The 24481-nt window shown below is 55.3% G+C and carries 22 protein-coding genes and 1 pseudogene; 9 read left to right on the forward strand and 14 right to left on the reverse strand.

Annotated elements, in window-relative coordinates; genetic code table 11:
• Positions 1-137 precede the first annotated feature (137 nt).
• Positions 138-1208 (forward strand): porin OmpA, encoded by a 1071-nt coding sequence (gene ompA / locus AC007G_RS22430; RefSeq protein ID WP_032688496.1) that lies wholly within the window; start codon positions 138-140, stop codon positions 1206-1208.
• Positions 1209-1313: 105 nt separating this feature from the next.
• Here ompA and matP read toward each other — a convergent pair whose 3' ends face one another.
• Positions 1314-1766: a macrodomain Ter protein MatP gene (gene matP, locus AC007G_RS22435; RefSeq protein ID WP_004860155.1), complete on the reverse strand. Its 453-nt coding sequence runs from the start codon at positions 1764-1766 to the stop codon at positions 1314-1316.
• 185 nt (positions 1767-1951) lie between these two features.
• Between matP and AC007G_RS22440 the strand changes: the two genes are divergently transcribed.
• Together AC007G_RS22440 and fabA are read left to right on the forward strand one after the other, a co-directional pair.
• The gene (locus AC007G_RS22440; RefSeq protein ID WP_032688497.1) at positions 1952-3709 is read left to right on the forward strand and encodes an AAA family ATPase; all 1758 of its coding nucleotides are present in this window, start codon (positions 1952-1954) and stop codon (positions 3707-3709) included.
• A gap of 69 nt (positions 3710-3778) precedes the next feature.
• Complete coding sequence (fabA, locus tag AC007G_RS22445; RefSeq protein WP_004860150.1) at positions 3779-4297, forward strand: bifunctional 3-hydroxydecanoyl-ACP dehydratase/trans-2-decenoyl-ACP isomerase; 519 nt, start codon at positions 3779-3781, stop codon at positions 4295-4297.
• 66 nt (positions 4298-4363) lie between these two features.
• Here fabA and rmf read toward each other — a convergent pair whose 3' ends face one another.
• From rmf to rlmKL, 6 genes are all read right to left on the reverse strand, one after another.
• A complete protein-coding gene (rmf, locus tag AC007G_RS22450; RefSeq protein ID WP_004871568.1) occupies positions 4364-4531 on the reverse strand; it encodes a ribosome modulation factor in 168 nt (55 codons plus the stop codon).
• A 255-nt stretch (positions 4532-4786) separates the two neighbouring features.
• Positions 4787-5347, reverse strand: coding sequence for a membrane integrity-associated transporter subunit PqiC (gene pqiC, locus AC007G_RS22455; RefSeq protein ID WP_032688499.1), 561 nt, complete (start codon positions 5345-5347; stop codon positions 4787-4789).
• Complete coding sequence (pqiB, locus tag AC007G_RS22460; RefSeq protein WP_032688500.1) at positions 5347-6984, reverse strand: intermembrane transport protein PqiB; 1638 nt, start codon at positions 6982-6984, stop codon at positions 5347-5349. The genes pqiC and pqiB overlap by 1 nt, the downstream gene beginning before the upstream one ends.
• Positions 6974-8242, reverse strand: a complete 1269-nt coding sequence (pqiA, locus tag AC007G_RS22465) for a membrane integrity-associated transporter subunit PqiA (protein ID WP_032688501.1) — start codon at positions 8240-8242, stop codon at positions 6974-6976. The genes pqiB and pqiA overlap by 11 nt, the downstream gene beginning before the upstream one ends.
• 14 nt (positions 8243-8256) lie before the next feature.
• Entirely contained in the window at positions 8257-10164 is a 1908-nt protein-coding gene (locus AC007G_RS22470) for an ABC transporter ATP-binding protein (protein WP_032688502.1), read from the reverse strand.
• Positions 10165-10176: 12 nt separating this feature from the next.
• A complete protein-coding gene (gene rlmKL, locus AC007G_RS22475; protein WP_032688503.1) occupies positions 10177-12282 on the reverse strand; it encodes a bifunctional 23S rRNA (guanine(2069)-N(7))-methyltransferase RlmK/23S rRNA (guanine(2445)-N(2))-methyltransferase RlmL in 2106 nt (701 codons plus the stop codon).
• A gap of 98 nt (positions 12283-12380) precedes the next feature.
• On the opposite strand from rlmKL, the gene AC007G_RS22480 reads away from it, so the two are divergent.
• Entirely contained in the window at positions 12381-13490 is a 1110-nt protein-coding gene (locus AC007G_RS22480; RefSeq protein WP_032688504.1) for a YcbX family protein, read from the forward strand.
• A gap of 6 nt (positions 13491-13496) precedes the next feature.
• On the opposite strand, the gene zapC is transcribed toward AC007G_RS22480, so the two are convergent.
• Both zapC and pyrD read right to left on the reverse strand, forming a co-directional pair.
• Entirely contained in the window at positions 13497-14039 is a 543-nt protein-coding gene (gene zapC / locus AC007G_RS22485; RefSeq protein ID WP_004860132.1) for a cell division protein ZapC, read from the reverse strand.
• A gap of 167 nt (positions 14040-14206) precedes the next feature.
• Positions 14207-15217 carry a quinone-dependent dihydroorotate dehydrogenase gene (gene pyrD, locus AC007G_RS22490; RefSeq protein ID WP_004860131.1) on the reverse strand — a complete coding sequence of 337 codons (1011 nt, stop codon included), beginning with the start codon at positions 15215-15217 and terminating at the stop codon, positions 14207-14209.
• A 250-nt stretch (positions 15218-15467) separates the two neighbouring features.
• On the opposite strand from pyrD, the gene ssuE reads away from it, so the two are divergent.
• The 5 genes from ssuE to ssuB are packed head-to-tail and all read left to right on the forward strand — an operon-like array spanning position 15468 to position 19712.
• Positions 15468-16043 carry an NADPH-dependent FMN reductase gene (gene ssuE / locus AC007G_RS22495; protein WP_004860128.1) on the forward strand — a complete coding sequence of 192 codons (576 nt, stop codon included), beginning with the start codon at positions 15468-15470 and terminating at the stop codon, positions 16041-16043.
• Positions 16036-16998, forward strand: a complete 963-nt coding sequence (locus AC007G_RS22500; protein WP_032688505.1) for a sulfonate ABC transporter substrate-binding protein — start codon at positions 16036-16038, stop codon at positions 16996-16998. Before ssuE ends, AC007G_RS22500 begins: the two co-directional genes overlap by 8 nt.
• On the forward strand, positions 16995-18140 hold the full coding sequence (gene ssuD, locus AC007G_RS22505) for an FMNH2-dependent alkanesulfonate monooxygenase (protein WP_032700365.1): 1146 nt from the start codon (positions 16995-16997) through the stop codon (positions 18138-18140). The genes AC007G_RS22500 and ssuD overlap by 4 nt, the downstream gene beginning before the upstream one ends.
• Before the next feature lie 10 nt (positions 18141-18150).
• The gene (gene ssuC / locus AC007G_RS22510; RefSeq protein ID WP_004860122.1) at positions 18151-18942 is read left to right on the forward strand and encodes an aliphatic sulfonate ABC transporter permease SsuC; all 792 of its coding nucleotides are present in this window, start codon (positions 18151-18153) and stop codon (positions 18940-18942) included.
• The gene (gene ssuB, locus AC007G_RS22515) at positions 18939-19712 is read left to right on the forward strand and encodes an aliphatic sulfonates ABC transporter ATP-binding protein (RefSeq protein WP_032688507.1); all 774 of its coding nucleotides are present in this window, start codon (positions 18939-18941) and stop codon (positions 19710-19712) included. Before ssuC ends, ssuB begins: the two co-directional genes overlap by 4 nt.
• Before the next feature lie 95 nt (positions 19713-19807).
• Here ssuB and pepN read toward each other — a convergent pair whose 3' ends face one another.
• The 5 genes and pseudogenes from pepN to AC007G_RS22540 form a co-directional block, all read right to left on the reverse strand.
• Positions 19808-22423, reverse strand: coding sequence for an aminopeptidase N (pepN, locus tag AC007G_RS22520; RefSeq protein WP_142630401.1), 2616 nt, complete (start codon positions 22421-22423; stop codon positions 19808-19810).
• A gap of 369 nt (positions 22424-22792) precedes the next feature.
• On the reverse strand, positions 22793-23110 hold the full coding sequence (locus AC007G_RS22525; RefSeq protein ID WP_371035520.1) for a S24/S26 family peptidase: 318 nt from the start codon (positions 23108-23110) through the stop codon (positions 22793-22795).
• Between the two features lies 1 nt (position 23111).
• Positions 23112-23351 carry a DNA polymerase V gene (locus AC007G_RS22530; protein ID WP_162661258.1) on the reverse strand — a complete coding sequence of 80 codons (240 nt, stop codon included), beginning with the start codon at positions 23349-23351 and terminating at the stop codon, positions 23112-23114.
• A gap of 398 nt (positions 23352-23749) precedes the next feature.
• Entirely contained in the window at positions 23750-24166 is a 417-nt protein-coding gene (locus AC007G_RS22535) for a site-specific integrase (RefSeq protein ID WP_371035519.1), read from the reverse strand.
• Between the two features lie 83 nt (positions 24167-24249).
• Positions 24250-24330 (reverse strand): annotated as a pseudogene (locus AC007G_RS22540) (DNA-invertase); the annotation flags it as partial.
• Between the last annotated feature and the right edge of the window lie 151 nt (positions 24331-24481).

Below are 24481 nucleotides of genomic sequence, written 5' to 3' on the forward strand. Positions count from 1 at the left end.
TTACATCGCCAGGGGTGATCGGCTTACGCTGCATGTATCAGCATAGTTAACAACAAGTCACGCCCCGGGTGAAGGATTTAACCGTGAGGTCTTTTGTAACTTCATGGCGAATTTTGGATGATAATGAGGCGCAAAAAATGAAAAAGACAGCTATCGCGATTGCAGTGGCACTGGCTGGCTTCGCTACCGTAGCGCAGGCCGCACCGAAAGATAACACCTGGTATGCAGGTGGTAAACTGGGCTGGTCCCAGTATCACGATACCGGTTTCTACGGTAACGGTTTCCAGAACAACAACGGCCCGACCCGTAACGATCAGCTGGGTGCTGGTGCGTTCGGTGGTTATCAGGTTAACCCGTACCTCGGTTTTGAAATGGGTTACGACTGGCTGGGCCGTATGGCTTATAAAGGCAGCGTAGACAACGGCGCTTTCAAAGCTCAGGGCGTTCAGCTGACTGCTAAACTGGGTTACCCGATCACTGACGATCTGGATATCTATACCCGTCTGGGTGGTATGGTCTGGCGTGCAGATGCTGACGGCAACTACGGTTCTACCGGCGTATCCCGCAGCGAACACGACACTGGCGTATCCCCGGTATTTGCTGGTGGTTTAGAGTGGGCTGTTACTCGTGACATCGCTACCCGTCTGGAATACCAGTGGGTTAACAACATCGGTGACGCAGGTACCGTTGGCGCGCGTCCTGACAACGGCATGCTGAGCCTGGGTGTTTCTTACCGTTTCGGTCAGGAAGAAGCAGCTCCGGTTGTTGCTCCGGCACCGGCACCGGCTCCGGAAGTGACGACTAAGCACTTCACTCTGAAGTCTGACGTTCTGTTCAACTTCAACAAATCTACCCTGAAACCGGAAGGTCAGCAGGCACTGGATCAGCTGTACACTCAGCTGAGCAACATGGATCCGAAAGACGGTTCTGCAGTGGTTCTGGGCTACACCGACCGTATCGGTTCTGACGCTTACAACCAGCAGCTGTCTGAGAAACGTGCTCAGTCCGTTGTTGATTACCTGGTATCTAAAGGTATCCCGGCTGGCAAAATCTCCGCACGTGGTATGGGTGAATCCAACCCGGTTACCGGCAATACCTGTGACAACGTGAAAGCTCGCGCTGCACTGATCGACTGCCTGGGCCCAGATCGTCGCGTAGAGATCGAAGTTAAAGGTTACAAAGACGTAGTAACTCAGCCGCAGGCTTAAGTTTTACTACCGATAAAAAACCCCGCTTTTGCGGGGTTTTTTTTGGACTTATTTCTGGCATCAACACATAGCCTGCCCGATACTGTCTCGCCCTGTCCTCTGCAGCTACTCTTTCCCCAACAGCACCTGTAAATCATGCTTCAGGCTGGACATTTTACTGGCGTACTTCTCTTTATGCTCGGCGTCTTCAATCAACTGTACGATGGTTTCAGACAGGGTTTTCCCACGCCGCTGCGCGAGTCCCGCCAGGCGCTGCCAGACGATAAACTCCAGGTCGATCGACTTTTTACGCGTGTGCAGATGCTCAGCGTTGAAGTGCCGTTTCCGACGCGCGCGGATTGTCTGCTTCATCCGGTTCATTAACTCCGGATTCATATGCTGCTCAATCCAGGTATGCACCAGAACAGGTTCATTTTCGAGCGTCAGTAAGACATCGACCGCGGCTTTCGCTGCGCTGGCTTCAATGTAGCGGGTAATCAGCTCACCTTCCCGGTGCTTTTTTACCAGATATTTCCATTTCCAGCCGCTTTCAAGATTTTCCAGTTGTTGATATTTCATTGCGATCTCAATGTGACCGTGTAACTCATTTCAGGATATCAGTTTTTTCCCAATGTGCTGAGAATAAATCATCATTCGTGATGCAGGTAACCCGGTAATCATCACGGCAAACGCAATCCCCCGTGTGCTCAGACGCAGCATCAGGTATAATCGCGCGTTTTACATCTGACTAAAAAACAGCGACTTTGACCATTACGAAACTTACCCGAAACGACCTTGCTCCTGATACGGAAAGTTATCAGGCGCTGTTTGCACAAGCCGATTTAGCTCAGGCAGAAGATGGCCTCTCCGGCGAACTGCAGCCCCGTTTATTCTATGGTCTGGAGCAGCTTCTGGTGACTCCGACCATCTCGCCATTCATGCTGGTGAAAGCCCCGGAAGAACCGGAGTACCTGCAGTGGCTGGCGACGGAAACGCGAACCTTACATGAGCCTGCCGCACCGCTCTACGGTGTGCGCTATCAGGTCAATGGCGGCAACGTCACCCTCACCCCGGCTAAAGATGCTGACGATAATTTTGCCAGCTCCGCACCGGTTGAATCTGCCGACTGGATAGAAGCAGAGCAGCTCTTTGGCTGCGTACGGCAATTTAACGGCGAAATCACTCTCCAGCCAGGTCTGGTGCACCGGGCCAACGGCGGCGTACTGATTATCTCTCTGCGCGCGTTACTCGCTCAACCGCTGCTCTGGATGCGCCTGAAAAGCATGGTCACCCGCCAGCGCTTTGACTGGCTGTCCATTGATGAGTCTCGTCCTCTGCCGGTCGCGATTCCTTCTATGCCGCTCAGCCTGAAGGTGATTCTGGTTGGGGAGCGTGATTCATTGGCCGATTTCCAGGAGATGGAGCCCGAACTCTCCGCTCAGGCGATTTACAGCGAATACGAAGAGAATCTACAGATTGCCGATGCGGATACGCTCAAGCTGTGGTGTCAGTGGGTCGGGAAAAACGCGCAGCAGCTCGGACTACCGGAACTGGCCGCTGACGCCTGGCCCCTGTTGATTCAGGAAGCCGCGCGTTATACCGGCGATCAGGAGACATTACCGCTGTGCCCGCTCTGGATAGCCCGTCAGCTGCGAGAAGCAGCGGCGTTCTGCGAAGGTGGGCAGATCACCGCGGAAGAGATGCAAACCATGCTGGCCCGGCGCGAGTGGCGTGAAGGCTATCTCGCCGAGCGGATTCAGGATGAAATCCTGCAAGAGCAGATAATGATTGAAACCGAAGGCGAATGCATCGGCCAGATTAACGCCTTGTCGGTCATCGAATTCCCCGGACATCCGCGTCCGTTTGGCGAACCGTCTCGCATCAGCTGCGTCGTACACATCGGTGACGGTGAGTTCATCGACGTTGAACGTAAGGCGGAGCTGGGTGGCAACATCCATGCCAAAGGCATGATGATCATGCAGGCGTTCCTGATGTCCGAGCTGGAGCTCGAACAGCAGCTCCCCTTCACGGCTTCGCTGACCTTCGAACAATCCTACAGTGAAGTCGACGGCGACAGCGCCTCGATGGCCGAGCTATGTGCGCTAATCAGTGCTCTCGCCGGCGTACCGATTAATCAGAGCATTGCCATTACCGGTTCCGTCGATCAGTTTGGTCGCGTGCAGCCGGTAGGCGGCCTTAATGAGAAGATCGAAGGCTTTTTCACCATTTGCCAGCAGCGCGGATTAACCGGTAAGCAAGGGGTCATTATTCCTGCGGCAAATATCCGCCACCTGAGTCTGGCAGCAGAACTCCGGCAGGCCGTCGCTGACGAGCAGTTTTTCATCTGGGCGGTGGAAGATGTCACGGAAGCGCTGCCGGTTCTGACCCAGCTGCTATGGGATGGCGAAGGGCAAACTTTACGGCAAACCATCCAGGAACGGATCGCGCAGGCGACGCAGCAAGAGAGTCGTCATCGTTTTCCGTGGCCGCTACGCTGGTTAGGTGGTTCAGGTTCTAACTGATCGGACTTGTTCAGCTTACACGTGTTAGCTATCCTGCGTCCCGAACTCAAAATAAGGCTTACTGAAAACATGGTAGATAAACGCGAATCCTATACGAAAGAAGACCTTCTTGCCTCTGGCCGTGGTGAACTGTTTGGCGCAAAAGGCCCACAGTTACCCGCGCCGAATATGCTGATGATGGACCGCGTCATCAAAATGACTGAGACGGGTGGTAACTACGATAAAGGTTATGTTGAAGCAGAACTCGATATTAACCCGGACCTGTGGTTCTTCGGTTGCCACTTTATCGGCGATCCGGTTATGCCTGGCTGTCTGGGGCTGGATGCCATGTGGCAGCTGGTAGGCTTCTATCTGGGCTGGCTCGGTGGCGAAGGCAAAGGCCGCGCGCTGGGAGTTGGCGAGGTGAAATTCACCGGCCAGGTACTGCCGACGGCAAAGAAAGTCACTTACCGTATTCACTTCAAACGCGTTGTTAACCGTCGTCTGATTATGGGCCTGGCGGATGGTGAAGTGCTGGTTGACGATCGTCTGATCTACACCGCAAACGATCTGAAAGTGGGTCTGTTCCAGGATACGTCCGCATTCTGATAAGCAGCAATGCTTGAAAAAGGCGAAGCCCCCGCTCTGCGGAGGCTTCTTTTTTTAAAGAGACAGTCAGGCAGTTTGTACCCTGTCCTCCATGGCTTCTCGCCAGCCTCCTAGCCAGTAGGACCTTTGGTTCAAGGTCTGGTAGGGACACATTTCTTTCGATCTTCCGGTTATCCCGGCCTGGTATCCACGTTGATGTGCCCGTTCCAGGCGATCTCGTTTTTGTCTCTTCATGCCTCGTTTCCCTCATTATTTGATCTGGTGGAAAAGAAAACAGTGGTCACTAAATATGCAACCACGGTTAACGAATACCGCGAATCAGGGGCAACGTCAATGCGCAAAATTCACGCCATTGTCATAATTGTGAGCTACATGAAAATTCATTTGTACAAAAAATGTGAACCGGCACAAGTAACGATCTGACGAGACAAATAAAAAACCGCGGGGGTTTTTCAGTCCACCGCGGCGCTTCATTTTCATTCATTTTACTTATGGCAGGCGATTCAGTTCGCTGGCAATTGCCGTGGCTTCCTGAGACCAGGCCTGAGCCAGAGTCTTCACCATCGCATCATAGCCATCCTGCTGCTGCTTAAGCTCAATATTGAACGGGCGCTTAATCAGCTGACCCTGGTGCTTCAGCAACCACTCACCGCTAACGATGACCCGGCCATCGTAACGGCCATGGAAGCCATTAACCGCCACATTGAGCGTATCCTGTTCGCTGCCCAGAGGCTGCGAAGCAACCACCCAGCCCGGAAGCTGAGCACTCAGATTCGCCACCAGCGTGGTACGCAGCTGCTGATCGAGCGGGCTGGCCCACAGATTGTTATTGGCAATGACATACTGCACGTCACTGGTCTGATAGACCACCCCGTTGCCCGCCAGATAATCCGGGATGCTGACCTGTTCAACCCACAGCAGGTTTTTGCTTTGGTGGGCGGCGCTTTGTGCGCCGCTTTGTACAACCGGAAGCTGATAGTAGGTTTTATTTTCCCCACTGCTGCAGGCCGCCAACGCGCAGGCCGCAGCCACAATTAGCCATTTTTTCATTATTTTGCTCCCTTCGGCTGAGGATCTTTCTTATCCTTGGCCTCGAATACCAGCGCATTGCTCTTATCATTGAGCGTTTTCAGTACCGGCTGCAGTTCGCGAAGAACCTGATCCAGTCGCTGCATATCGGCCACCATTTTATTGTATGCCGCCGAGCCAGGCTGGAAGCCCTGCATACTGCGGTTCAGTTCGCGCAGCGTATTCTGCATATCGCCAGGAAGCTGCTGCATTGACGGGCTTGCCGCTATCTTGTTCAGGCTATCCAGCGTGGTCTGAACGTGCTGCATCGTTTTTTCACTTTGCGCCAGCGTGGTGGTCGCTTGTTCCAGCAGCGGGTTTATCGGCAGGTTGTTAATCTTATCCAGCGCTTCCATCAGACGCTGCTGGATCTGCGCCAGACCACCGCTGATTGTTGGAATGATCGGATAGCTTCCAAACTCCTGAATCTTGCCGCGCGGAGGCGCCTTCGGATAGAAGTCGAGATCGATATACAGCGCGCCGGTCACCAGGTTCCCTGTTTTCAGCGATCCCCGCAAGCCGCGATTAATCAGATCATCAATATGCGTACGGATATTTGGATCGCCGCCGAGCTGACTGATCAGCCGTTCTGGTTCAATACGGACTTCCACCGGGATGCGGTAGTCTTCATTCAGGTGCTGATACAGTCCTGGAATAAAGAACGGCACTTTCCCGACGGTACCCAGGCGAATTCCACGGAACTCGACCGGAGCTCCCGGCTGCAGCCCGCGCACGGAGTCTTTAAAGAACATGACGTAGTCAATATGCTGGGTAAAGACTGAATCCTGAATGCTCTTCTGATCGTCAAAGAGATGGTAGCCCGTTTTGTTCGCCACCGGCTCGCCCATATCCAGACCTTCCGGGATATCAAAGCTGACGCCGCCGCCGAACAGGGTCGCCAGCGATCCCATCTCCACGCGCATCCCGGATGAAGAAAGATCGACCGCAATACCGCTGTCTTTCCAGAAGCGGACGTTGGTTGTGACCAGACGATCGTTGGGCGCATTGATAAACAGCTGATAGGTGATCCTGCGCTTTTGGGCATCAAAGGAACTGGTTTCCACCGATCCAACGCGATAGCCACGGAAAAGTACCGGATCGCCAGGCGACAGCTGACCCGCTTTATTACTCTCCAGCAGGATACGGATCCCTTTTGCATCCGGTGAAGCCAGCGGCGGAGAATCCAGCAGCGGGAAACGGGCGGGTTCCCCACCTTTCGTCCCCGGCTGCAGTTCAATATACGCTCCGGACAGCAGCGTGCCGAGTCCACTGATCCCTTCACGTCCTACCTGCGGTTTGACGACCCAAAAAACGGAATCTTCATGCAACAGTTTCTTCATGCCGGCGTTCAGCCGGGCTTTAATCTCTACGTGCGTCAGATCGTCGGTCAACGTGGCGCTCTCGACTACCCCCACATCCACGCTGCGGCTTTTAATCCGGGTTTTCCCCCCTTCAATCCCTTCAGCGTTGGTGGTGATCAGCGTCACCTCCGGCCCTTGATGGCTGTAGTGATAAAAAAGAATCCACGCGCCGATTAGCACAGTGACGATGGGGAAGATCCACACGGGTGACCAGTTCTTCACCTTTTGCACTTTCGCTTCTCCGCTCTTATTTTCCATGCTGCTGCATTTCCTCATGGCTTGAATCTGGTTCACGGTCCCACAACAAACGAGGGTCAAAGGTCATGGCTGAGAACATTGTCATGACAACAACGAGCGCAAACATCACCGCCCCGATCGCAGGATAGATACTCATCAACCCTCCCATGCGCACCAGCGCCGAGAGCACAGCGATGACAAAAACATCAATCATTGACCAGCGGCCAACAAACTCCACAATTTCGTAAATCAGGTGCATGCGCTCCGAATCACGCTGCCCGTTACCGTTAGCGTTCCAGCACAGCCAGGCAATGGCGAGCATTTTCAGCGTCGGTACCATAATACTGGCAATAAATATCACCAGCGCCACCGGGTATGAACCTTCACTCCACAGCAAGATCACCCCTGCCATAATCGTTGACGGCAATTTATCGCCCAGTAAATCGGTAATCATGATCGGCATGATATTGGCGGGCAGATAAAGGACGCATGAGGTCAGCAGCAGGGCCAGCGTCCACTGCAGGCTATGTTTGCGTCGCGCGGTACCTTTTGTCTGACAGCGGGGACAAACGGCTTCATCAGCGGGCAAAACCGCGGTACAGCACGAACATGAACGGAGTCCCTGGCGGATCCCCGTCACGCCGATCTTCAGCGGCTGCGTCACCGCCGGCATCGGGGCAATATCGTCCCACAACCAGCGTCGGTCTACGCACTGCAGCGCTCGCAGCTGCAGCATACAGAACAGACACCAGGGAGCGAAGCTTAAGCCGACGCCGATATCACCGTATGCCATCAGCTTGACGAAGCTCACCAGCACCCCGGCAAGGAAAATCTCCGCCATTCCCCAGGTTTTGAGGTGAAACAGAATGCGCGCCAGAAACGCCTTTAACGCGCGCGGCATATGGATGCGGTTGACCAGTAGCAGAATGGTGACCAGACAAAAAGCGGGCACCAGCTGTACGAAGAGTAAAAAGAAGGTGCCGAGGCTGGCGTAATCTTCGCTAAACAGCACCCCGGGGATTTCCAGCAGCTTGATTTCGCTGCTGAGACCGCTCACCTGCATATCCACGAAGGGAAACAGGTTGGCCAACAGCAGCATAAACAACGCTACCAGCGCATAGGCTGTAGGACGCTGCCGGGGCGCATCCCACGAAGTTGTCAGCGTCGTGCCACAGCGCGGGCATACGGCTTTCTGGCGATGCTCCAGCTGCGGCAAAGCCACCAGCAAATCACATTGTGGGCACAGAATATGCCGCGCAGCATGATGATGATCGCACATGAAAACTCCTCAGCTTATGCGCCGTTTTTTAATCCTTCGAGATATTCCCAGCGTTCAAAGGCTGTTTCCAGCGCCTGTTCCGCCTCGGCCAGCTGTGCCAGCACCTGCTGCGTATGATCATGGGACTGGCCAAAGAAAGAAGGATCGGCAACCTGTTCCTGCAGCGTTTGCAGTTGGGTTTCCAGTTCTTCGAGCCGTTGCGGCAACTGTTCCAGTTCGCGCTGCAGGTTATAGCTTAGTTTGCCTGACGCTCGTTTGACACTTTCTGCTTTCGGTTGAGCAGCTTCTACCGCTTTTTTGCTAATCTGCTGCTTTTGCGCCAGATACTGCGCTTGCTGACCGCGGGCGTCGTGATAGCCGCCGACGTATTGCCCGATGCGCCCTTCCCCTTCGAAGATCCAGCACTCGGTAACGGTATTATCGACGAATTGACGGTCGTGGCTGACCAGCATCACGGTGCCCTGATAACCGTCGACCAGCTCTTCCAGCAGCTCGAGGGTCTCGACATCCAGATCGTTTGTCGGTTCATCGAGGATCAGCAGGTTGCTCGGCTTCAGGAACAGACGCGCCAGCAGCAGGCGGTTACGCTCACCGCCGGACAGCGCGCGCACCGGTGTCATCGCGCGTTTCGGATGGAACATGAAGTCCTGCAGGTAGCCCAGAACGTGACGCGGCTTGCCGTTGACCATCACTTCCTGCTTGCCTTCCGCTAGGTTGTCCATCACCGTTTTATCCGGGTCAAGCTCCGCGCGGTGCTGGTCGAAGTAGGCCACTTCCAGCTTGGTCCCGACGTGAATACGCCCGCTATCCGCCTTCAGCTGACCAAGCATCAATTTCAGCAGCGTGGTTTTCCCACAGCCGTTTGGACCAATCAGGGCGATTTTGTCACCGCGCTGGATCTGGGCGCTGAAATCTTTAATCAGGACCTTGCCATCAACCTGGTAGTTGACGTTCTCCATTTCGAAGACAATCTTACCCGAGCGAGCAGCCTCTTCGACCTGCATCTTCGCGCTGCCCATCACTTCACGGCGCTCGCCACGTTCGCGGCGCATGGCTTTCAGTGCCCGCACGCGCCCTTCGTTACGGGTACGACGCGCTTTGATCCCCTGACGGATCCACACCTCTTCCTGCGCCAGTTTACGATCGAATTCCGCATTCTGGAGCTCTTCGACGCGCAGCGCTTCTTCTTTATCCAGCAGATACTGATCGTAGTTCCCCGGGTAGGTCACCAGCTTGCCGCGATCGAGATCGACAATCCGCGTCGCCATGTTGCGAATAAAGGAACGGTCGTGCGAGATGAAAATAATGGTCCCTTTGAAGGTCTTGAGGAAACCTTCCAGCCAGTCAATGGTTTCAATATCCAGGTGGTTGGTCGGTTCATCGAGCAGCAGCACGCGCGGCCCGCTGACCAGGGCACGGCCGAGAGCCGCTTTACGCAGCCAGCCGCCGGAAAGCGAGGAGAGCTCGGCGTTGGGATCGAGATTAAGCTGCTCCAGCACTTCGTTAATACGGCTATCTAGCTGCCACAGCCCTAAATTATCCAGTTGCTCCTGCAGACGCGCCAGTTCATTCAGGTTCTTGTCGCTCGGGTCGGTCATTACCAACTGCGAAACATCGTGATAGCCTTTGAGGTAGGCCGCCTGCTCGGCGATACCTTCCGCAACGAAATCATAGACGGTTCCGGTCACATTGCGCGGCGGATCCTGCTGCAGTCGCGCGACCACCAGATCCTGCTCATAAATAATGCGCCCGTCATCCAGCCCCTGCTCCCGGTTAAGGATTTTCATCAGGGTGGATTTGCCCGCGCCGTTACGCCCGACCAGACAGACGCGCTCGTTATCTTCGATATGCAACTCGGCATTATCCAGCAGCGGAGAGTCGCTGAAGGAGAGCCAGGCACCATGCATACTAATTAATGACATTCTTTATTCCTTTCAGGCTGCAGTAATCAGCCAGCAGTTGTGGATCTGACGGTTACGGGCGAAATCCTGAGACAGCGTTTTTTGGGTAATTTCTTGCGCTTTCAGCCCCAGTTGCGCCAGCCCGTCATGATCCATACGGAAACCGCGTTTGTTATTCGAGAACATAATCGTGCCGCCTTTGCGCAGCAGACGTTTGAGATCGGTCATCAGACGCAGATGGTCGCGCTGCACGTCGAAGGCATCTTCCATGCGTTTTGAGTTAGAGAACGTCGGCGGATCGATAAAGATCAGATCGAACTGTTCATCGCTCTCGCGCAGCCAGCCCAGCACGTCAGCCTGCATCAGACGATGCGCGCGTCCGGTTAAGCCGTTGAGGCGCAGGTTACGTTCGGCCCATTCGAGATAAGTACGCGACATATCGACGGTGGTCGTCGAACGCGCCCCGCCAAGGCCGGCATGAACGCTGGCGCTGCCGGTGTAGGCGAAGAGGTTGAGGAAGTCCTTGCCTTTACTCATCTGGCCCAGCATGCGACGCGCAATACGGTGGTCAAGGAACAGACCGGTATCCAGATAGTCGGTCAGGTTGACCCACAGACGCGCGTTATACTCCTGAACCTCGAGGAAATCGCCCTTCTCGGCCATTTTCTGATACTGGTTTTTCCCTTTCTGCCGCTCGCGGGTTTTCAACACCAGCTTATTCGGCGCAATGCCAAGCACGGAGATCGTTGCAGCGATAATATCGAACAGACGCTGACGCGCTTTATGCGCATCAACCGTCTTCGGCGGCGCATACTCCTGTACCACAACCCACTCGCCGTAGCGGTCGATCGCGACGTTATACTCCGGCAAATCGGCATCATACAGGCGGTAACACTCAATCCCTTCCTGACGCGCCCATTTCTCGTATTTCTTCAGATTTTTGCGCAGACGGTTAGCGAAATCTTCCGCCAGGGAGACCGCGCCGCTGCCGTCGTTTTCCGCCAGATGGTAGTTCTTCTGTACGCAGTCCAGCGGGCCATTCTTGGCTTTAAACTGCTTGTCTGCGCGCAATTGCAGGCAGCTCAGAAGCTCCGGCGAAGCGCTGAACAGCGACAGGTTCCAGCCGCCAAACTGGGTTTTCATCGTCCGCCCAAGCAGGCTATGCAGGGCAATCAGCGCCGGCTCGCTTTCAAGACGTTCGCCGTACGGCGGGTTGCTGATAACGGTTCCGTACGGGCCTTTTGGCAGCGGATTGCTGAGTTGGGCGACATCTTTCGCTTCAAATGCGATCAGTTCGCCGACGCCCGCGCGACGGGCGTTGCTGCGCGCGCGTTCAATGACGCGGGCATCGACGTCAGAACCATAGAAACGCGACTCATAGGCCGCCAGCCCTTTACGTGCTCGGGTCTGCGCTTCGGCCTTCACCTCTTTCCAGACCGCGTCATCATGCTGCAGCCAGCCGTTGAAGCCCCAGTGACCGCGATGCAGGCCCGGCGCACGATCGGTCGCCAGCATGGCGGCTTCAATCAGCAGCGTACCGGAACCGCACATTGGATCGAGCAGCGGCGTCCCCGGAACCCAGCCAGAGCGCATGACGATCGCCGAAGCGAGCGTCTCTTTGATCGGCGCCATGCCGGTGCCGTCGCGGTAGCCGCGCAGATGCAGACCTTCGCCGCTAAGATCGAGTGAAATGTGCGCCGTTTCTTTATTCAGCCAGACATTAATCCGCAAATCGGGGTTTTCACGATCGACGTTGGGTCGCGGCAGATTTTTACGCGTGAAGCTATCGACGATCGCATCTTTAACCTTTAACGCCCCGTACTGACTGTTGCGAATCTCATCGTTCAGCCCGCTAAAATGGACGGCGAAGGTGGCGTCAGGGGTGAAAATCTCCGTCCACGGAATGGCCTGCACACCGAGGTACAGATCCAGGTCGCTATACACGCTACACTGGCCCAGCGGCAGCATGATGCGCGAAGCCAGTCGGCTCCACATCAGGCTTTGATACAGCAGGCGCGTATCTCCCTGAAAATGGACCCCGCCCTGGACTACCTGGCAGTCCACCGCGCCAAGTGCTTCCAGTTCAGTTTTTAACAGCTCTTCAAGGCCACGAGCCGTACTGGCAAACAGAGAATTCATATCGTCACTTTTACTAAAAGAAAATTGTTGCGCATTATAGCCAATATGCGCCTCATGTCATAAAGTTAAAGGCTTATTTTTAAGCCCAGAGGCAGCGCATGCTAACGCTATCGCGACTTTTTATTCATCCCGTCAAATCCATGCGTGGAATTGGTCTGACGCACGCGTTTGCCGATATCAGCGGCCTGGCCTTCGATCGCGCCTTTATGGTGACGGAAACCGATGGCACCTTTATTACCGCCCGTCAGTTTCCGCAGATGGTGAAGTTTACGCCATCTCCGCTGTACGACGGTATTCATCTGACGGCGGTAGACGGCAGCAGCGCGGTGGTGCGCTTCAGCGATTTTTCGGCGCAGGAGGAGCCTACCGAGGTATGGGGGAATCACTTCACCGCGCTGATCGCTCCACCATCGGTCAACCAGTGGCTCAGCGGTTTCTTTAACCGCGATGTTCAGCTCCGCTGGTTAGGACCCCGCCTCACCCGGCGGGTGAAGCGCCACGATGCCGTCCCACTCACCTTCGCCGATGGTTTCCCCTATCTGCTGGCTAACGAAGCCTCACTGCGCGATCTGCAAAAACGCTGTCCGGCCAGCGTGCGAATGGAACAGTTTCGCCCTAACCTGGTGGTGACCGGTGCGGCGGCCTGGGAAGAGGATACCTGGAAAGTGATTCGCATCGGTGACGTGGTTTTTGACGTAGCAAAACCCTGCAGCCGCTGCGTGCTGACTACCGTCAGTCCGGAACGGGGGCAAAAGCATCCTTCCGGTGAACCGCTGGCCACGCTGCAGCGGTTCCGCACCGCGCTGGATAGCGGCGATGTCGATTTTGGACAAAACCTGATTGCCCGCAACAGCGGCGTAGTGCGCGTGGGCGATGAAGTGGAAGTGCTGACTCGCGGCCCGGCAAAAGCCTATGGCGCAGGCGAGAGCGACGATACGCCCGCGGTTGTCGCACAGCCGGATGCCGTCATTGAAATTGAATGGCAGGGGCAGCGGTTTAGCGGCAATAATCAGCAGGTATTGCTGGAGCAGCTGGAGCAAAAAGGCATTCGAATCCCCTACTCTTGTCGGGCGGGGATTTGCGGCAGCTGCCGCATCAGACTGGAAGAAGGCGAGGTCAGCCCGTTGAAGAAAAACGCGGTCGCTGACGATGGCACGATTCTGTGCTGTAGCTGTATACCGAAAACGGCCTTACGGCTGGCGCCTTAGCGCGCTTTAAACCGCCTGACCCAGGCTGTAGCTGGTCATACCCTGTGCCGGTTGCAGCCTGTCGTTCATGATTTTAATCACATCCCCCAGCTGCATGACTCGCCCGGCGACCGTCACGCCCGGCTGAGCCAACAGACAGAGCGCGGCATTTTCACCCGGCTCAACCACCAGCAGATTAACCTGCTGTCCGCTATCGCTGAGCCAGGCGCTGGCGGCATCGCCGGTGGCAGGCTGCCAGGAGACTTCATGCGTTGTGAAGTGCCAGCTCTTTGGCATCTGCGGTTTCAGGAAGCGAATGGCGACCAGCGCATTGAGAACTAATTCCGCGCGCTGCTCTTTCGATAACTCGATATCGCGACATTTTTCTTCAAAAGAGAAATACAGTGCGGCATCGTCGACACAGAATCCGGAAGGTGAGAAGGCATCGGGCGTCAACATCCGACGCGCAAACCGCGAACGGAACAACATACCATTGGCCAAATCGAGCATCATACGATCGTGCTCTTCATCGTAATACCAACGCCAGTTATCGTCAGGTTTAATTCGCATCGTTCCCCCGTCCTCTTTCCCGTGCATCTCTTATGCAATAGCATCCTGCAACAGAATAATTTCCAAAATTAAGAAAAGACTAAAATGTCTAAATAAGCAACAATGAAGGAATATAAAACAACCAGGGCCGGAAATAAAGCCCTGGGGGGGATCAGAGGAGGAAAAGATTAGATATGGGTAACAATTTCTTTAATCAGCGGAGGGCCTTTAAAAATAAATCCGGAATAAATCTGGACAAGGCTTGCACCGGCGGCGATTTTTTCCCGTGCGGCGATCACCGAGTCAATCCCTCCGACTCCGATAATCGGCAAACGACCGTTTAATTCTGTCGCCAGCATACGGATAATTTCCGTACTCTTTAATTGTAATGGACGACCGCTGAGGCCACCGGTTTCATCACAGAATTTCATTCCCTGGACCAGCGAACGATCGAGAGTAGTATTGGTGGCAATGACCCCATCAATATTATGACGAACTAAACTATCGGCCACCTGGATCAATTCCTCAAGAGAAAGATCCGGGGCGATCTTCACAGCGACTGGGACATATTTCTGATGCTTTTGCTGCAGCTCAAGCTGCTTATTTTTAATACCAGAGAGTAAATCATCCAGGGCATCGCCGTATTGTAAGGTACGCAGCCCTGGGGTATTCGGTGAAGAGATATTAATGGCGATATACCCGGCATACGGATAGACTTTTTCCATACAAATCAGATAATCATCTTTACCCTGCTCAACCGGCGTATCTTTATTCTTACCGATATTAATACCGAGAATACCGTCAAAATGCGCCTTTTTAACGTTCTCAACCAGGTTATCAACGCCGTGGTTATTAAAGCCCATGCGGTTGATCAAACCTTCGGCATCCACCAGACGGAAGATCCTCGGCTTATCGTTCCCCGGCTGCGGACGCGGCGTTACGGTACCAATTTCAATGGAGCCAAAACCCATGGCGCCGAGCGCATCAATGCACTCGCCGTTCTTGTCCAGCCCAGCGGCCAGACCCAGCGGATTTTTAAACGTGAGACCCATGCAGGTGACCGGTTTGGACGGCACCTTCTGACGGACCAGCATTTCCAGCGGCGTACCTGATACGCGACGTAATTGTTGAAAAGTAACTTCATGAGCGCGCTCAGGATCGAGCTGAAAAAGGGCTTTACGAACGAAGGGGTAGTACATGAACTCTCCTGGATTCCCGGTGTGCAAACCGGGGGCGTATTATGTTCGATTGACGCCTGAAAGGGAATTGACCTACGACAAAAAATCTCGCATCCAACGCAAACGTTTACTTTTCGCCCCCGCGTTATGCAATTTCTGACAAAACAAGGGTGGAAAAATCATTTAGGGAAATAAATCGGCTCTGTCACACTGCCAGCAAATGTTATCAATTATAGATAAATGCAAACATTTGGTTATAAGGAGAGAGAAGATGCGTGTCATTACACTTGCGGGCAGTCCGCGTTACCCTTCCCGTTCCAGCGCGCTTCTGGAATATGCCAGAGAGACGCTCTCCGCGGCAGATGTTGAAGTCTGCCACTGGCATTTGCAAAATTTTGCTCCGGAAGACCTGCTGTATGCTCGCTTCGATAACCCGGCATTACATACGCTGAATGAACAGCTGGCAGGCGCCGATGGGCTTATCATCGCTACCCCGGTCTATAAGGCCTCTTTTTCCGGCGCGCTGAAGACGCTGCTCGACCTGCTCCCGGAACGGGCGCTGGAGGGGAAAATCGTCCTGCCGCTGGCCACCGGCGGCACGATCGCCCACATGCTGGCGGTGGATTATGCGCTGAAACCGGTGCTCAACGCCCTGAAAGCGCAGGAGATTCTGCACGGAGTATTCGCCGACGATAGCCAGGTCACCGACTATCAACATAAGCCGCAGTTTACGCCTAATCTGCAGGGACGCCTCGACCTGGCGCTGGAGACCTTCTGGCAGGCGCTGCACCGCCCGACCAGCCGCGCTCCCGCGCTCAAGACCCTCCGCGGGGTGGAACATGCCTAACCTTTTCAGGACCCTCGCGCTGAGCGGGTTGCTGACGCTATCGGCCCTGAGCCATGCGGCACAATCCGCGCCGGACGCGCTGCGCATCGGCTACCAAAAAGGCAGCGTCAGTATGGTGCTGGCTAAAAGCCATCAACTGCTGGAGAAACGCTACCCGAACAGCAAAATCACCTGGGTAGAATTTCCCGCCGGTCCCCAGATGCTTGAAGCGCTAAACGTCGGCAGCATCGATCTGGGCAGTACCGGCGATATCCCACCGATTTTCGCCCAGGCCGCCGGTGCCGATCTGGTTTACGTCGGCGCGGAACCCCCGAAGCCAAAAGCGGAAGTGATTCTGGTCGCGGAAAACAGCCCGATCAAAACCGTCGCTGAACTGAAGGGCCGTAAGGTCGCGTTTCAGAAAGGCTCCAGCTCCCACAACCTGCTGCTAAGGGCATTACAGCAGGCAGGACTAAAATTCAGCGATATTCAGCCCGTTTATCTTGCCCCCGCGGACGCCCGCGCGGCGTTTCAACAGGGCAATGTTGATGCATGGGCTATCTGGGATCCCTACTATTCAGCCGCTCTGCAACAAGCGAGCGCCCGGGTGCTCAAAGACGGAACCGATCTGAAACAAACCGGCTCTTTCTATCTGGCTTCGCGCCCCTATGCAGAAAAGAACGGCGCCTTTATTAGCGGCGTGCTCGACACCTTCAGCCAGGCGGATGCCCTGACGCTGAGCCAACGTCCGCAAAGTATTACCCTGCTGGCCAAAACGATGGGCCTCCCTGAAACGGTGATCGCCAGCTATCTGGACCATCGGCCGCCGACCACCATTACTCCCGTCAGTGCCGAAACCGCCGCCCGGCAGCAGCAAACGGCCGATCTGTTCTACGAGAACAAACTGGTGCCGAAAAAAGTCGACATCCGTACCCGCATCTGGCAACCCGCAACCGCACAAGGAGCGAAATCATGAGTCTGAATATGTTCTGGTTTTTACCGACCCACGGTGATGGTCGCTACCTGGGGACTGAAGAGGGTGCCCGCCCGGTGGATTACGGCTATCTGCAGCAAATTGCGCAAACCGCGGACCGCCTCGGTTTTACCGGCGTCCTGATCCCGACCGGGCGCTCCTGCGAAGATGCGTGGCTGGTTGCCGCTTCGATGATTCCCGTCACCCAGCGCCTGAAATTTCTTGTTGCCCTGCGCCCGAGCGTGACCTCTCCGACTGTCGCCGCCCGCCAGGCCGCTACGCTCGACCGCCTGTCCAACGGTCGGGCGTTGTTTAACCTGGTGACCGGCAGCGATCCGCAGGAGCTCGCCGGTGACGGAGTTTTCCTCGACCATACCGAACGTTACGAAGCCTCTTCTGAATTTACTCATATCTGGCGCCGCCTGATGGAAGGCGAAACCGTGACCTTCAATGGAAAACACCAGCGGGTACGCGGTGCGAAGCTGCTGTTTCCGCCCCTGCAGCAGCCGCGCCCGCCGCTCTACTTTGGCGGCTCGTCCGACGTGGCGCAGGATCTCGCCGCCGAGCAGGTCGATCTCTATCTCACCTGGGGAGAGCCCCCGGAGCAGGTGGCGGAAAAAATCGCCCAGGTGCGTGAAAAAGCCGCTCGTCACGGTCGTACGGTCCGTTTCGGTATTCGTCTGCATGTCATTGTCCGGGAAACCAATGAAGAAGCCTGGGAAGCGGCCGAAAGCCTCATCTCGCATCTGGATGACGACACCATTGCCCGGGCGCAGGCCGCCTTTGCCAAAACCGACTCCGTCGGACAGCAGCGGATGGCCGCGTTGCACAACGGTCGACGCGATAAGCTTGAAATCAGCCCTAACCTGTGGGCCGGCGTCGGGCTGGCACGCGGAGGTGCGGGAACCGCTCTGGTCGGCGATGCGGCTACCGTAGCCGAACGCATCAATGAATATGCGGCACTGGGTATCGATAGCTTTATCTTCTCCGGCTATCCGCACCTTGAAGAAGCTTATCGCGTCGGCGAACTGTTGTTCCCGCTGCTGGATGTCAATATCCCGTCGATTCCGCAGCCGCAACCTCTGCACCTGCAGGGCGAGGCGGTGGCCAACGAATTTATCCCGCGCAAAGTCGCACAAAGCTAAGGAGCACATCATGGCTACGTCTGCGCAAAAACTGCTGCTGCGGGTTGCCCCCTGGCTGCTGCCGGTGGGGACCGTCATTATCTGGCAGCTCGCCTCTTCCGTCGGCTGGTTATCCACCCGCATCCTCCCCTCTCCGGAGGGGGTGCTCAAGGCCTTCTGGACGCTTTCCGCCAGCGGCGAACTGTGGCAACACCTGGCCATCAGTTCATGGCGTGCTCTGCTGGGCTTCGCCATCGGCGGTTCCATCGGGCTGGTGCTGGGCCTGATAAGCGGACTGTCGCGTTGGGGAGAGCGTCTGCTGGATACCTCGATTCAGATGCTGCGTAACGTCCCGCATCTGGCGTTGATTCCGCTGGTTATTTTATGGTTCGGCATTGATGAAAGCGCCAAAATCTTCCTCGTCGCGCTGGGGACCATGTTCCCAATCTACATCAACACCTGGCACGGCATTCGCAATATCGATCGCGGACTGGTGGAAATGGCACGTAGCTATGGCCTGTCCGGCTTCGCCCTGTTCCGCCATGTGATTCTGCCGGGGGCCCTGCCCTCGATAATGGTCGGCATCCGCTTTGCCCTCGGGCTGATGTGGTTAACGCTGATTGTGGCCGAAACCATCTCCGCTAACGCCGGCATTGGCTACCTGGCGATGAATGCGCGGGAGTTTTTACAAACGGATGTGGTGGTGGTCGCCATTATTCTGTATGCCATTCTTGGCAAACTGGCCGACTTCAGCGCGCAGCTGCTGGAACGCGTCTGGCTACGCTGGAACCCGGCTTATCATCTTCAGGAGGCCAACGCATGACTACTGCCCGTCTGAACCCAGGGATCCCGCTGTTGCTTAACGGCGTGACCAAACGCTACGGCGAAAATACCATTCTTAACGCACTGGATTTACATATTCCGACCGGGCAGTTTGTCGCGGTGGTCGGGCGCAGCGGCGGCGGCAAAAGTACCCTGCTGCGTCTGCTGGCCGGGCTCGAAAAACCCAACGCTGGCGAGCTGCTGGCCGGCTCAACGCCGCTGGCACAGGTCCAGGAAGACAGTCGCATGATGTTCCAGGACTCGCGGCTGCTACCGTGGAAATCGGTGATAGACAACGTCGGTCTTGGACTGAAGGGCCAATGGCGTGATGCCGCCCTGCAAGCGCTGGCCAGCGTTGGCCTGGAAAACCGCGCCGGCGACTGGCCGGCTGCGCTCTCCGGCGGACAAAAACAGCGCGTTGCGCTGGCCCGCGCGCTGATTCATCGTCCTCGCCTGCTGCTTCTCGATGAACCGCTGGGTGCGCTGGATGCGTTAACCCGGCTGGAGATGCAGGATCTGATCGTCTCGCTGTGGGAGGAATACGGTTTTACCGTACTACTGGTGACGCATGATGTGAGTGAGGCGGTGGCCATGGCTGACCGGGTGCTGTTGATTGAAGAAGGGAAAATTGGCCTCGATGTCGCCGTCGATATTCCACGACCGCGGCGGACCGGATCGGCCAGACTGGCTGAACTGGAAGCCGAGGTGCTGAACAGAGTAATGAAACGCGGTAAGAGCGAATCGGCGCCGCGCTTATTGAGCCACGGTTAAGCCAGCCCGGAGATCGCCCCGGCGGGGCGACGGCCCGAGATTGTGAATAGCCCGGATAAGGCGCATCCGCGCCGTTATCCGGGAGTCCTGCCCCGTTACGCCAGCGCCTTACTGATTTTCTCGAACAGATCCCCGGAGAGATTCTCCAGACCTTTCAACTGCTCCAGCGCCGCGCGCATCAGCGCCTGGCGTTTAGCATCGTAGCGTTTCAGTCGAATCAACGGTTCAATCAACCGGGACGCCACCTGCGGGTTGCGGCTGTTGAGTTCGGTCAGCATCTCCACCATGAACTGATAGCCGCTGCCATCTTCGGCGTGGAATACCGCCGGGTTACTGCCGGCAAACGCGCCAATCAGCGAGCGTACGCGGTTCGGGTTGCTCATACTAAACGAGCGGTGATTCAGCAGGCCGCGAACCGTCTCAAGAACATTGTCCGCCGGGCTGGTGGACTGCAGGATAAACCATTTATCCATGACCAGGCCGTCCTGGTGCCATTTGTCGTCATACTCCTGCATCAGGGTATCGCGGCAAGGCAGCTGCGCGGCGACCGCGGCCGACAGTGCAGCCAGCGCGTCGGTCATGTTGTCGGCCTGATGATACTGGGCGACGACCAGCTTATCCGCCAGTTCAACTTCACCAAACGCCAGATAGCGCAGGCAGGTATTGCGCAGTGAACGCTTGCCGATATCGGCGTGTTCCACGCGATAGTTCGCCAGCTTGTTGACGTTGTAAACCGCGAGGAACTCGTCCGCCAGCTCTTTTGCAAGCGTGCGGGTCAACGCTTCGCGAACCGCCGCAATGGCGATCGGGTCGATTATCGCAAACAGCTCAGCGATTTCATTGGCGGAAGGCAACGTCAGAATTTCAGCCGCCAGCGCCGGATCGATCTTCTCATCCAGCAAAATCGCGCGAAACGCATCGGCGACGTGAACCGGCAGCGACAGCGGCTGGCCCTGCTGATGGCGGTTGACGTTCAGCTTGATGTAGGTTGCCAGCAGGCTCTGCGCGGCATCCCAGCGGGAGAAGTCGTTGCGCGCGTGGCGCATCAGGAAGGTGAGCTGCTGGTCGCTCCATTTATATTCCAGCTTCACCGGAGCGGAAAACTCGCACAGCAGCGCCGGTACCGGCTGGAAGTAGACGTTGTCGAACACAAAAGTCTGCTCGCTCTGGGTCACATTCAGCACGTGATGCACCGGATGGCCCCCTTTCTGCAGCGGGATCACCTTCCCTTCGTTATCATACAGTTCGATATCGAAAGGAATGTGCAGCGGCTGTTTCTCCGGCTGTTCCGCGGTCGGCGGCGTACGCTGGCTGATGGTCAACGTATACTGCTCGGTTTCCGGATTGTAGTCGTCATGAACGCTCACCACCGGCGTGCCGGACTGGCTGTACCAACGACGGAAATGCGACAGGTCGACGTTCGAGGCATCCTCCATCGCCTGGACAAAATCGTCGCAGGTGGCGGCGCTGCCGTCGTGGCGCTCGAAGTACAGCTGCATCCCTTTCTGGAAATTCTCTTCGCCCAGCAGCGTATGGAGCATGCGGATCACTTCGGCGCCCTTCTCATACACCGTCAGGGTATAGAAGTTATTCATCTCGATAACGCTATCCGGGCGTATCGGATGGGCCATCGGGCTGGCATCCTCAGCGAACTGCAGACCGCGCATGGTGCGCACGTTGTTAATCCGGTTCACCGCGCGCGAACCGAGATCGGAGCTGAACTCCTGATCGCGGAACACGGTCAGCCCTTCTTTCAGGCTCAGCTGGAACCAGTCGCGGCAGGTCACGCGGTTGCCGGTCCAGTTATGGAAGTATTCGTGGCCGATGACGCGTTCAATATCGAGATAATCTTTATCGGTTGCGGTATCGGTGCGGGCCAGTACGTATTTGGAGTTAAAGACGTTTAGCCCTTTGTTCTCCATCGCCCCCATATTAAAGAAGTCGACGGCGACAATCATATAGATGTCGAGGTCGTACTCGAGACCAAAACGAGTTTCGTCCCATTTCATCGAGTTCTTCAGCGAGGTCATCGCCCACGGCGCGCGGTCGAGATTGCCGCGGTCAACGAACAGCTCCAGCGCCACTTCACGTCCGGAACGGGTTTTGAAGGTATCGCGCAATACGTCGAAGTCGCCGGCCACCAGCGCAAAGAGATAGCACGGTTTCGGGAACGGATCCTGCCACTGGATCCAGTGACGACCGTTATCCAGCTCGCCCTGCGCCACGCGGTTGCCGTTGGAGAGCAGGAACGGGTATTTCGTTTTGTCGGCGATAATTTTGGTTGTGAAGCGGGCCAGCACATCCGGACGATCCAGGTACCAGGTAATGTGACGGAAACCTTCCGCCTCGCACTGGGTGCACAGGGCTTCGCCAGACTGATAGAGACCTTCCAGGGCCGTATTCGCCGCCGGGCTGATTTCATTGACGATGGTCAGGGTGAAATGTTCCGGTAATCCGCCGATCACCAGCTGGTTATTTTCTTCTTTATAGTTGCTCCACGGCTGGCCATCCACCTGCAGGGAGACCAACGTCAGGTCTTCGCCATCCAGACGCAACGGCGCATCGGACGCCGCCGCGTGACGGGAGACTTTGCTCTCAGCCGTAACCACGGTTTTCTCGGCATCCAGGTCAAAGGTCAAATCAATATCGCTAATCAGATAATCCGGCGCACGGTAGTCGTGGCGGTATTTGGCTTGGGGCTGTTGTGTCATAAAAAACCTTTAGCATGTTCCATAAAGTGTCAAACCCAGTCTATTCCTGTTGCGTAGATCGCGCTATGCAGAATCTTCATCTTTTCAACGCTAAACACGAAAATTGCTACATATTGATAATATAAGAGCGTAGTTTCTATTAACATCCAAGGTCGCCCAAGAGCGCATTCATAAACAACAGGTTATGGCCTTGATGGATACATGGTTACTAAGTTCGCCCTCGTTCGCCCTCATTTTATGCCCCATGCATGCCCCATTCCTTTTGCGAGCAACTTTCCAGAACCAAACTCCTCAAGTTTAACCACCTCCAAATGCATGGCATCCTGCATCACGTAAAGATGAAATTTAGGTGCGCACCATTTTTCAAACTTACACCGGTGATTCATCACGCATCAGATCGATGATGGTATGCGTTACCACTCCACCAACCTCAACATCGTCGAGAGCCTCTCCCTCGATCGCCTCACTGTCAGCCGTTATAAGCGCCCTTCCCATGAGCTTTGCAAACTCAGCACGCCCGTCATATCGAACCAGTACCGTATCTCCCTGCTGCGGCCGCCGGGACACGTCGACGACTGCGTAGCCGTCGCTGGTTTCAACTACACGCGTATTGGCACCAAGGCTACACAGACTGGTAATGCTGATCCTGCGCTCGATATAGTCAGTCGCGGGAGACGGAAATCCCATATCACAGCCCTCCGTTCGGGTTGAATAACTGGAACGTCCGATCGTCGCCCTCTTGCGTGGAAACATCCCGGAATGTCGTCACGTAGCCCTCTATCCACTGATTGGCCTGCCGTGGCGACCAGTGCCAGTTATACCGCTCCAGCTCCGCCAGGAATCGGCGCGTAGTGATGGTGCGCCTTCCGTTGGGCTCGATGACTATCGCCGCCCGGCAGGCTGTTTCGATTTCGTAAAGACGCGGCATGATCTGAACCTCTCAATAACACTGTTTTTATATACAGTAGATTCATTGAGAGATCTGATCAATACAGGTTCCAGCTATCGATCAGGCGCACCGACGCAACATAATGATTATTCAGAAGCAGGCAGGTACTTGTAGATAGTTTTCACGTCTACCCCTATTACATCGGCTACCGACCCAATGTTTTAACTGCTCAGACCAGAAATATCTGGAAGCTTTAGGCATATTCTTGGAAGATAGACGAGCGCAAAGACGCACACAGCAATGATGTTATGTAGTATTTCCCCCTTGAGTGTGCCTGCTCAAGGGGATTTTTTACCGCCGTATTGTACCGGCAAATATTTGAAAATAGTCTTCACCCCCACACCGATCGCATCGGCCACACGCTACTGGACGGGCGGTTAGTCCGGTATGTTTCTCGCGCTACGACTACTTACTTTAACGTCTGGTAATGATCTAGCGGCGCGACGTAAAGCGGCGTTGAAAGCAATTATAGTGACCGGCCGGCGTTGGTACTTCACACGGTTAGAATGACTCTGAAATAAAAAAACATCTTCTGGATAGCGTTCTCTTCTACGAGCAATCATCGCCTCCACTGGAGGGGTTGATTCAACACGTAGCTCCTTCAGGTGACCCTGTTTTCGTATCAGTATCAAGCCACCATCAATATCATCATATCGAATACTCAGCAGCCTTCCAGCGCTTAAACCCGTGTGAAAAATTAACGCCCACAAGTCAGCCCATGTATCTGAGATGGAAACAAGATTGCTGTTAATAGTTAAAAATTGCTCAAAACTTATTGTTTTCTTACCGTTCACGAAAAAACCAAACTGTTTTCAAAGCTGAATGAATTGATTAAGCCAAACGTAACATATCAGGAAAAGTAGTGAAATCTTTGTCTTCAAGTCGCCGGGAGGTACTTGTAGATTGTTTTCACGTCCACGCCTGTCACATCAGCCACCTGCTGCCGGGTAGCGCCGCTCCACCACTTCTTCAACCAATGACTCATAGGAATGGCAAGCCTCACATTATAGGTATCTGCCATTCAGAACCGTGATCGGACTCGTTAACTGGACAATGAGGATTGAAGAGCCGCCTCAGCTTCCTCTAGTGGGTTGCCCGCACCGGAATAT

Source organism: Klebsiella sp. CSG-1 (assembly GCF_056521145.1).

What these genes read in the sequence shown, in the direction of transcription:
- AC007G_RS22530 (WP_162661258.1), bottom strand. Translation starts at nt 23,351, where the DNA reads ATGCCGCGTCTTTACGAAATCGAAACAGCCTGCCGGGCGGCGATAGTC.
- AC007G_RS22500 (WP_032688505.1), top strand. Translation starts at nt 16,036, where the DNA reads ATGCCTAACCTTTTCAGGACCCTCGCGCTGAGCGGGTTGCTGACGCTA.
- AC007G_RS22470 (WP_032688502.1), bottom strand. Translation starts at nt 10,164, where the DNA reads ATGTCATTAATTAGTATGCATGGTGCCTGGCTCTCCTTCAGCGACTCT.
- matP (WP_004860155.1), bottom strand. Translation starts at nt 1,766, where the DNA reads ATGAAATATCAACAACTGGAAAATCTTGAAAGCGGCTGGAAATGGAAA.
- pqiB (WP_032688500.1), bottom strand. Translation starts at nt 6,984, where the DNA reads ATGGAAAATAAGAGCGGAGAAGCGAAAGTGCAAAAGGTGAAGAACTGG.
- ompA (WP_032688496.1), top strand. Translation starts at nt 138, where the DNA reads ATGAAAAAGACAGCTATCGCGATTGCAGTGGCACTGGCTGGCTTCGCT.
- pyrD (WP_004860131.1), bottom strand. Translation starts at nt 15,217, where the DNA reads ATGTACTACCCCTTCGTTCGTAAAGCCCTTTTTCAGCTCGATCCTGAG.
- pqiA (WP_032688501.1), bottom strand. Translation starts at nt 8,242, where the DNA reads ATGTGCGATCATCATCATGCTGCGCGGCATATTCTGTGCCCACAATGT.
- zapC (WP_004860132.1), bottom strand. Translation starts at nt 14,039, where the DNA reads ATGCGAATTAAACCTGACGATAACTGGCGTTGGTATTACGATGAAGAG.
- ssuD (WP_032700365.1), top strand. Translation starts at nt 16,995, where the DNA reads ATGAGTCTGAATATGTTCTGGTTTTTACCGACCCACGGTGATGGTCGC.
- fabA (WP_004860150.1), top strand. Translation starts at nt 3,779, where the DNA reads ATGGTAGATAAACGCGAATCCTATACGAAAGAAGACCTTCTTGCCTCT.
- ssuE (WP_004860128.1), top strand. Translation starts at nt 15,468, where the DNA reads ATGCGTGTCATTACACTTGCGGGCAGTCCGCGTTACCCTTCCCGTTCC.
- AC007G_RS22480 (WP_032688504.1), top strand. Translation starts at nt 12,381, where the DNA reads ATGCTAACGCTATCGCGACTTTTTATTCATCCCGTCAAATCCATGCGT.
- pqiC (WP_032688499.1), bottom strand. Translation starts at nt 5,347, where the DNA reads ATGAAAAAATGGCTAATTGTGGCTGCGGCCTGCGCGTTGGCGGCCTGC.
- AC007G_RS22525 (WP_371035520.1), bottom strand. Translation starts at nt 23,110, where the DNA reads ATGGGATTTCCGTCTCCCGCGACTGACTATATCGAGCGCAGGATCAGC.
- rmf (WP_004871568.1), bottom strand. Translation starts at nt 4,531, where the DNA reads ATGAAGAGACAAAAACGAGATCGCCTGGAACGGGCACATCAACGTGGA.
- ssuC (WP_004860122.1), top strand. Translation starts at nt 18,151, where the DNA reads ATGGCTACGTCTGCGCAAAAACTGCTGCTGCGGGTTGCCCCCTGGCTG.
- rlmKL (WP_032688503.1), bottom strand. Translation starts at nt 12,282, where the DNA reads ATGAATTCTCTGTTTGCCAGTACGGCTCGTGGCCTTGAAGAGCTGTTA.
- ssuB (WP_032688507.1), top strand. Translation starts at nt 18,939, where the DNA reads ATGACTACTGCCCGTCTGAACCCAGGGATCCCGCTGTTGCTTAACGGC.
- pepN (WP_142630401.1), bottom strand. Translation starts at nt 22,423, where the DNA reads ATGACACAACAGCCCCAAGCCAAATACCGCCACGACTACCGTGCGCCG.